At 69.9% G+C, this 7,251-nt stretch carries 8 protein-coding genes; 7 read left to right on the plus strand and 1 reads right to left on the minus strand.

Going from position 1 to position 7,251, the window contains the following annotated elements; translation table 11 throughout:
* Positions 1-26: 26 nt before the first annotated feature.
* The 5 genes from AC16DP_RS38645 to AC16DP_RS38665 are packed head-to-tail and all read left to right on the plus strand — an operon-like array spanning position 27 to position 3,925.
* On the plus strand, positions 27-1,049 hold the full coding sequence (locus tag AC16DP_RS38645) for a glycosyltransferase (RefSeq protein WP_329728355.1): 1,023 nt from the start codon (positions 27-29) through the stop codon (positions 1,047-1,049).
* Positions 1,046-2,116 (plus strand): tetraacyldisaccharide 4'-kinase, encoded by a 1,071-nt coding sequence (gene lpxK, locus AC16DP_RS38650; protein WP_329728354.1) that lies wholly within the window; start codon positions 1,046-1,048, stop codon positions 2,114-2,116. The genes AC16DP_RS38645 and lpxK overlap by 4 nt, the downstream gene beginning before the upstream one ends.
* A gap of 49 nt (positions 2,117-2,165) precedes the next feature.
* On the plus strand, positions 2,166-3,182 hold the full coding sequence (locus AC16DP_RS38655) for a bifunctional heptose 7-phosphate kinase/heptose 1-phosphate adenyltransferase (protein ID WP_329728353.1): 1,017 nt from the start codon (positions 2,166-2,168) through the stop codon (positions 3,180-3,182).
* Positions 3,179-3,670 carry an adenylyltransferase/cytidyltransferase family protein gene (locus AC16DP_RS38660; RefSeq protein ID WP_329728352.1) on the plus strand — a complete coding sequence of 164 codons (492 nt, stop codon included), beginning with the start codon at positions 3,179-3,181 and terminating at the stop codon, positions 3,668-3,670. The genes AC16DP_RS38655 and AC16DP_RS38660 overlap by 4 nt, the downstream gene beginning before the upstream one ends.
* 30 nt (positions 3,671-3,700) lie before the next feature.
* Positions 3,701-3,925 (plus strand): Trm112 family protein, encoded by a 225-nt coding sequence (locus tag AC16DP_RS38665; RefSeq protein WP_414640707.1) that lies wholly within the window; start codon positions 3,701-3,703, stop codon positions 3,923-3,925.
* Here the strand turns inward: AC16DP_RS38665 and AC16DP_RS38670 are convergent.
* Entirely contained in the window at positions 3,914-5,014 is a 1,101-nt protein-coding gene (locus tag AC16DP_RS38670) for a glycosyltransferase family 9 protein (RefSeq protein ID WP_329728351.1), read from the minus strand. The two genes, AC16DP_RS38665 and AC16DP_RS38670, sit on opposite strands and share 12 nt — an antisense overlap.
* A gap of 76 nt (positions 5,015-5,090) precedes the next feature.
* Here AC16DP_RS38670 and AC16DP_RS38675 point away from each other — a divergent pair, with 76 nt between their 5' ends.
* Both AC16DP_RS38675 and gmk read left to right on the plus strand, forming a co-directional pair.
* Positions 5,091-5,969 carry a YicC/YloC family endoribonuclease gene (locus AC16DP_RS38675; RefSeq protein WP_329728350.1) on the plus strand — a complete coding sequence of 293 codons (879 nt, stop codon included), beginning with the start codon at positions 5,091-5,093 and terminating at the stop codon, positions 5,967-5,969.
* Complete coding sequence (gene gmk / locus AC16DP_RS38680; RefSeq protein WP_329728349.1) at positions 5,966-6,610, plus strand: guanylate kinase; 645 nt, start codon at positions 5,966-5,968, stop codon at positions 6,608-6,610. The genes AC16DP_RS38675 and gmk overlap by 4 nt, the downstream gene beginning before the upstream one ends.
* Positions 6,611-7,251 lie beyond the last annotated feature (641 nt).

Genomic DNA, 7,251 nt, shown 5'->3' on the forward strand with positions numbered 1-7,251 from the left:
CACCCGAGCCAGGAGCAACACCTGCGATGAGAATCCTGCACCTGCTCGCGAGTCCGTTCTGGAGTGGTCCCGCGGAGAACGTGGCGTTGCTGGCGTTGGCGCAGCGCGAGGCGGGGCACGAGGTGACGGTGGCGGTGGATCGCCGGCGGACGGAGGTGTCCTCGGAGGAACCGGGGGTGCCGAGATTCTCGGCGCTGGGGCTGTTGGACGAGGGAGGGCTGGAGCTCTCGGTGAAGTCTCCGCCGTGGAAGGTGTGGGGAGACGCGAGGAGGCTGAAGGGGATGCGCGTGGACGTGGTGCACGCGCACTTCACGCACGATCACCTGGTGGCGCGTTGGGGAAGGCCGAGGGGCGCGGTGTTGATCCGCTCGGTGCACGCGCCGAGGTCGCTGAGGGCCTCGTTGCCGGCGGCGGACGGGTACACGGTGCCGTCGTCGTCGCTCATCACGAAGCTGGTGGGGAAGCGGGTGCGAGTGCTACCGCCGCTGGTGGATCCACTGTTCCGCCCGGCGGAGGACCGCGAGGGACTCCGCAGGGAGCTGGGACTCACGGGGGAGCCGCTGGTGGGGATGGTGTCGACGTTCCAGGCCTCGAGGAGGCATGCGCTGGCGGTGGAGGCCTTCGCGAGGCTGCGCCAGAAGAATGCGGGAGCGCGGCTGGTGTTGGTGGGGGATGGAGGGCTGGTGGAGCCGGTGCGTGAGCAGGTGCGGACGTTGGGGCTGGAGAAGGAAGTGACGTTCGCGGGGTACCAGAAGGGCGAGGCGTTCGTGCGCTGGCTGAGGGCGCTGGACGAGGTCTGGGTGTTGGGGTTGGGGAACGACTGGAGCGCGAGGGCGGCGGCGCAGGCGAGGGCGTGTGGAGTCCGGGTGGTGGCGGTGGACGAGGGGAACCTGCCGGCGCTGGCGGACGCGCTGGTGGAGGAGCTGACGCCGGAGGCAGTGGCCGAGGCGTCGGAGTCTGGGGCGAGGGCGCTGGTGGATCACCCGAGCAACGCGAGGATCGCCGCGGACGTGCTGGCGCTGTACGAGCAGGCGAGGGCGGAGAAGTGAGCGAGGGCGCCCCACGACAACAGGCACCGACGACCATCGAGCGGGTCTTCTACCCGGAGAAGCCGGAGCCGTGGAGCCGGAGGGCGGCACTGGCGCCCCTGGAGGTGCTGGCATGGGGCTACGGGGCGGGGGTGAGGCTGAGGGGAGCGCTCTACGACGCGGGAGTGCTGAAGGGCGAGCGGGTGGAGGGGCTGCGGGTCGTGTCGGTGGGCAACCTGAACGTGGGAGGGACGGGGAAGACGCCGGCGGTGCTGTACCTGGCGGAGCTGCTGGTGCGGGAGGGCAGGAGGGTGGGCATCCTGACGCGAGGGTACGGGCGGAGTTCGAAGGAGCCGCTGAGCTTCACGGGAGCGGGTCCGTTGCCCTCGGTGGAGGAGGCGGGGGACGAGCCGTTGCTGCTGGCGCGCCGGTGTCCGGAGGCGAGGGTGCTGGTGGGAGCGGATCGGCGGATGCTGGCGCGGCGGGCGAGGGACGAGTTCGGGTTGGAGGTGGTGCTGCTCGACGACGGCTTCCAGCACCGGAAGTTGGCGAGGGACGAGGACGTGGTGGTGGTGGACGAGGCGGTGGGCTTCGGGAACGGACGGATGCTGCCGCGAGGCCCGTTGCGTGAGCCACTCACGGGCCTGCGCCGGGCGACGCTCTTCTGGGTGAGAGCCGCGGCGGTGCCCGGGCCGGAGCTGCCACCGCTCCCAGCGCCATGCGTGAGGACGCGCTACCGGCCCACGGCCTGGGTGGATCCGGCGGGAGCGCTCCACCCGGTGGAAGCGTTGTCGGGACAGCCGGTGCTGGCGTTGGCGGGGCTTGCCCGGCCGGGGGGCTTCCTGAGGACGCTGGGCGAGTTGGGCGCGGACGTCCGGGGCACGGCCTTCTTTCCGGACCACCATCACTTCAGCGAGCGGGAGCTCCGCGAGGTGAGCAGCCGGGCGGCGGGCCTGGGCGCGCGGGTGGTGACGACGGAGAAGGATCGGGCGCGGCTGCCTGGGGGCTTCGAGACGTGGACGGTGTGGTTGGGAGTGGAGGTGCTCGAGGGGGAGTCGCACCTCCGGCGGGCGCTCGGGCTCGGGTAGGAGAAGGTCGGCTTGTGGACGGGGAGTGGCTGTGGGACAACGCGCCGCCATGGCTGCCGTGCTGCCCGCCCGAGTGACTGCTCCCCCCCTGGTCCAATACGCATTGGCCTTCGCGCGCCGGAGGGTGCTGCTGGTGGGGGACCTGGTCGCGGACCACTACATCTACGGACAGACGGACCGGGTGAGCCGCGAGGCGCCGGTGCTGATCGTGCGTCACGAGTCCTCGGAGGTGAAGCTGGGAGGCGGGGCGAACGTGGCGGCGAACGTGCGCTCGCTGTCGGGTCAGGTGACGGCGGTGGGGCTGTTGGGCGCGGACGAGATGGGGAGGGCGCTGCGGAAGCTGTTCGCCGAGGCGGGGATCGAGCTGAGCGCGGTGAGTGCGAAGGGCGTGGAGACGGAGACGAAGACGCGCATCCTGGCGGGAGGGGTGAACACGACGCGGCAGCAGATGTTGAGGCTGGATCGAGGGCAGCGGGGTCCGTTGCCGCCGAAGCTGAGACGCGCGTTGGTGAAGAGGGTGGAGGAGGCGGCGAAGGACGCGGACGCGGTGGTGGTGTCGGACTATGGAGCGGGGGTGGTGGGGGAGGAGATGAGGGAGGCGTTGCGCAAGCTGGCGGCGGAAGGGCTGCCGGTGTGCGTGGACAGCCGCTACAGCCTGTCGGCGTTCACCGGGGTGACGGTGTGCAAGCCCAACGAGCCGGAGCTGCACGCATTGGTGGGCAGGCCGTTGAGGACGGAAGCGGAGCTGGTGGAGGCGGGGCACGAAGTGGTGCGGAAGCTGAAGTGCCAGGCGCTGTTGGTGACGAGGGGCCGGCACGGGATGGCGCTCTTCGATGCGAAGGGCGGGCTGGACGTGATTCCGGTGCACGGGGCGAGGGAGGCGGTGGACGTGACGGGGGCCGGGGACACGGTGATCGCGGCCTTTTCGCTCGGGTTGGCGGCGGGAGGGAGCTTCGGAGACGCGGCGAGACTGGCGAACGTGGCGGGGGCGCTGGCGGTGCAGAAGCCGGGGACGGCGACGGTGGCGCGGGACGAGCTGTTGGGCGAGCTGAGGAGTGCACGGTGAGGACGTTGGACAAGGTGCAGCGGCTGGCGGCGGTGGTGGAGCAGCGCGAGCGCTGGAGGGCGGAGGGGAAGACGGTGGCATTGGCCAACGGGGTGTTCGATCTGCTCCACGTCGGGCACGTGCGCTACCTGGAGGGGGCGAAGGTGCTGGCGGACTGCCTGGTGGTGGCGGTGAATTCGGACGCCTCGACGAGGGCGTACAAGGGGCCGGGCCGGCCGCACATCCCCGAGGGGGAGAGGGCGGAGATGGTGGCGGCGCTGGCGTGTACGGATCGGGTGATCGTGTTCGACGAGCCGAACGTGAGGAACATCATCCGGGCGTTGAAGCCGGACGTGCACGTGAAGGGGACGGACTACACGCCGGACACGATTCCCGAGGGTGACGAGGTGAGGGCCTACGGAGGGCGGGTGGCGGTGGCGGGGGATCCGAAGAATCACAGCACGACCGAGCTCGCGCAGCGGCTGCAGGCGGAGCGAGGAACGAAGTAGGGGCGGATCGGAATGAATCTCCCCGACTGGATGCTCGCGACACTGGCGTGCCCGAGGTGCAAGGGCCCGCTCACGATTTCCCCTCTCCCCCCGGGAGAGGGACGGGGTGAGGGTATCCGTGCCCCGGGTTCCCATCCCGGGAGTGACACCGTGGCCGGGCTGTGCTGCGCCACCTGTTCCCGCGCGTACCCCATCCGAGACGGAGTCCCGGTGCTACTGCCCGAGGAGTCCCGCCCACTCAGCTCAGGAAGCTGAAGTCCGGACCGGGACTCCCGCGGCGAAGTCTCTCACCACCTCGAAGACACGAGCGGGCAGATCTCCCCCGGAGTCGACGACGGGGGTGAGGTCGACCATGCGGTGGGGAGGGAGGGGGTGACCCCAGCGGGCCATGTCCATGCGGAGGAAGAGCCCGAGGGTCGGGGCGCTGACGGCGACGGACAGGTGCATGGGGCCGGTGTTGTTGCAGACGGTGAGGCCGGCGGAGCGCATGAGGGCGGCGAGCTCGTCGATGTTGGTAGCAGGGGCGAGCTGGGAGCCGGGGGCGGAGTCGACGACGGAGCGGGCGAGCTCCTCCTCACCGGGGCCCCAGGTGACGATGGGCGTGCGCCCGGAGGCAATCAACGCCCGGGCCGCGGCGGCGAAGGCCTCGGGAGGAATGCGTCGCCAACCCAGTCTCCCCCCGGGGTTGACCACGGCGCGGGGCGAACCGGAGCCGGCGTCGAGCCAGGAGCGGAACGAGTCGCTGACGTTGGGAGGGCGGAAGGACATCGCCTCGCGGGGAGCGCCAGTCACGAGGGGCGAGAGCAGGTGCACGCGCTGAAGCACCTCGCGGGTGGTATCTCCCCGAGTGGGGACGGAGAGCGAGTGGAGATACCGGACGGGCCACTGGTGGGGGCCGATGACGAGGGCACGAGGTCCCACGAGGCGGGAGATGAGGGCGGAGGTGACGGAGGGGGTGGACCAGTTGGAGCAGTCGACGACGACGTCATAGTGCTCGCGCCGGAGGGCGCGGATGCCGGGGGCGAGTGCGCCGAGCCAGAGGAGCCGCCGGTCGAAGGGGATGATGCGGTCCGCCTCGGGGTGGCCGGCGAGGACGCGGGCGACCTTGGAGTGGACGAGGACATGGACCTCGGGAGGCTGGGGGGCCGCCTTGAGGGTCGAGAGGAGGGGGGTGGTGAGGAGGGCCTCTCCCACGCGGTTGTCGATCCGGACGAGGAGGACGCGCCGGGGGGAGGGGAGGGGGGTTCCGGGCTTCCGCCGCCGGCCGGGACGCCAGAGGAGGGCGGAAGCCACCAGAGCGAGTGCCAGCTTCGCCCACAACTCGAGCCGCTTGTGCCAGACCATCGGGGGGCGGACCATAGCAGAGAGGATTCGCGCAGGTGGCTTGACCTGTTGGCCGGAAGCGCCTAGCAAGCCGCCAATGCTGAAGAGCATGACTGGATTCGGAGCGGGGCACGCGCGGGTGCGCGACGAGGAGTTCTCCGTCGAGCTGCGCTCGCTCAACCACAAGTTCTGCGAGGTGAAGGCCCGGCTGCCGCGGGAGTTGGCGGCGCTGGAGGCTGCGCTGGTGAAGCAGGTGAAGGACCGGCTCGCGCGCGGCTCGGTGGAGGTCTTCATCAAGAGGCAGACGGCGACGGCGGCCGGGACGGTGCCGGTGGTGGACGTGGGGCTGGCGCGGGAGTACGCGCGGGCCTACCGCCAGGTGGCCGAGGCGCTCGGGATGATGGCGGAGATCTCCTGGACGCATGTGGCCAACCAGCCGGGGGTGATGCGGCTGGAGGAGCGGGGGATGGACGTGGAGGCGGCCACGCAGGCGGTGCAGGAGGCGCTGGCCCAGGCCCTGGGCTCGCTGGAGCAGATGCGCCAGGTGGAGGGCGAGGCCATCCGTACGGACCTGGAGGCGCGGCTCGGGCTCATCGAGCGTTGGAGCAAGGAAGTGGCCCAACTGGCGCCCAGGTCGGTGGAGGAGTACCGCCAGCGGCTGGCCGAGCGCGTGGCCGAGCTGGCGCGAGGCATCTCCGTGGACGAGCAGCGGCTCGCCCAGGAGGTGGCGGTGTTCGCCGAGCGGACGGACATCGCCGAGGAGATGACGCGGCTGGCGAGTCACCTCGAGCAGTTCCGTCAGCTCATGGCGGGAAGCGAGCCCTCCGGCCGCCGCATGGACTTCCTCGTGCAGGAGATGCACCGCGAGGTGAACACCACGGGCTCGAAGAGCCAGCACGCGGAGATCTCCTCGCGCGTGGTGTCGATGAAGGCAGAAGTCGAGCGTATCCGCGAACAGGTCCAGAACGTCGAATGAACGAGCCCACTCCCCTCCAGCCCGGTCTACTGCTCGTCCTCTCCGCGCCGTCGGGGACGGGGAAGACCACCCTGGCGCGCCGCCTGCTCGCCGAGCTGCCGGACGCCATCTTCTCGGTCAGCGTGACCACCCGGAAGCCTCGAGGAAGGGAGCAGGACGGGGTGGACTACCACTTCGTGGACGTCGCCGCCTTCCAGGAGCGGATCGAGCGGGGCGAGTTCGTCGAGTGGGCCGAGGTCTACGGGCACTTCTACGGCAGCTCCCAGGCGGTGGTGGACGAGGCGCGAGCCCGGAAGGGCGTGGCCATCTTCGACATCGACGTACAGGGCGGGCTGGCGATCAAGCGCAAGCATCCCGACACGGTGCTCGTCTTCGTCGTTCCTCCCGCGATGGATGAGCTCGAGCGGCGGCTGCGCGATCGGGGGACGGATGCGGAGGAGACCATCCGCCGCCGGATGCTGGCTGCTCGCTCGGAGATCGAGCGGGGAGTCGCCTCGTACGACTACATCATCGTGAATGATGACTTCGAGCGGGCCTATAGAGACCTGCACGCGGTGGTCATCGCCGAGCGCAGCCGGCGGGGGCGCGTGGATCTCTCGAAGCTGAAGTTGGAGAAGCCCGTTTCCCCCACACCGCCATGATTTGGAGCGAGCCTGGCCGCAAGGCGCTGTGACCGCTGGGACAGGCCGTCCGGGTCGGGCGTACGGGAAGGCGCAGGTGAAAGAGCTTGCGCCGCCTGATCAGTTGGTGGATAAGCCGCCTCACCCCACGGCGCGGTGTCACCCAGGTGACACAACAGCGAAGCGGGGTTGTTCTTTTGATCAGCAATAAGACCGAAGGTCAGCGTCGCCGTGCCAGCGGGTATCTGTGGCAGCCGGGCAGACCAGAGTGGACGGGTCGATGAAGTTGACATGTCCACAAGGCGGTCATAGATACGGGGAAGCTCGCCAGCGCCGCTGAAAAAAGCGGACGGCGAGCGGAATCAACCGTCGGAAACAAGCGGTTGACTCCATCCAGGGCGAGGCGATAGAAGCCGCGCCCCCTCGGACGGAAAGGCGAAGTCGCACTGGCGATGGAGACCCCGTCCGAAGCAGTGAAAGACGAAATACGAAGTCGGCGAGCGAAGTTGACTCCCAACGCGGCGGTGGTAGAAGCCGCCTCTCCTCGAAGCGGCGAAAGCCGCAGTGAGGTGGAAGAAAGAGTCGACGAAGCGAGTTGACACGAGATGCGGAAGCGAAGTAGATTCCGCGCCCCTCGCCAGGAAGAAGCGGCGAGGCGAAGC

The organism is Archangium sp. (assembly GCF_057119385.1).

Excerpts from the sequence above, each read along its gene's own strand:
- AC16DP_RS38665 (WP_414640707.1), top strand. The coding sequence starts at position 3,701 with ATGCTCGCGACACTGGCGTGCCCGAGGTGCAAGGGCCCGCTCACGATT.
- AC16DP_RS38655 (WP_329728353.1), top strand. The coding sequence starts at position 2,166 with ATGGCTGCCGTGCTGCCCGCCCGAGTGACTGCTCCCCCCCTGGTCCAA.
- AC16DP_RS38675 (WP_329728350.1), top strand. The coding sequence starts at position 5,091 with ATGCTGAAGAGCATGACTGGATTCGGAGCGGGGCACGCGCGGGTGCGC.
- AC16DP_RS38670 (WP_329728351.1), bottom strand. The coding sequence starts at position 5,014 with ATGGTCTGGCACAAGCGGCTCGAGTTGTGGGCGAAGCTGGCACTCGCT.
- AC16DP_RS38645 (WP_329728355.1), top strand. The coding sequence starts at position 27 with ATGAGAATCCTGCACCTGCTCGCGAGTCCGTTCTGGAGTGGTCCCGCG.
- gmk (WP_329728349.1), top strand. The coding sequence starts at position 5,966 with ATGAACGAGCCCACTCCCCTCCAGCCCGGTCTACTGCTCGTCCTCTCC.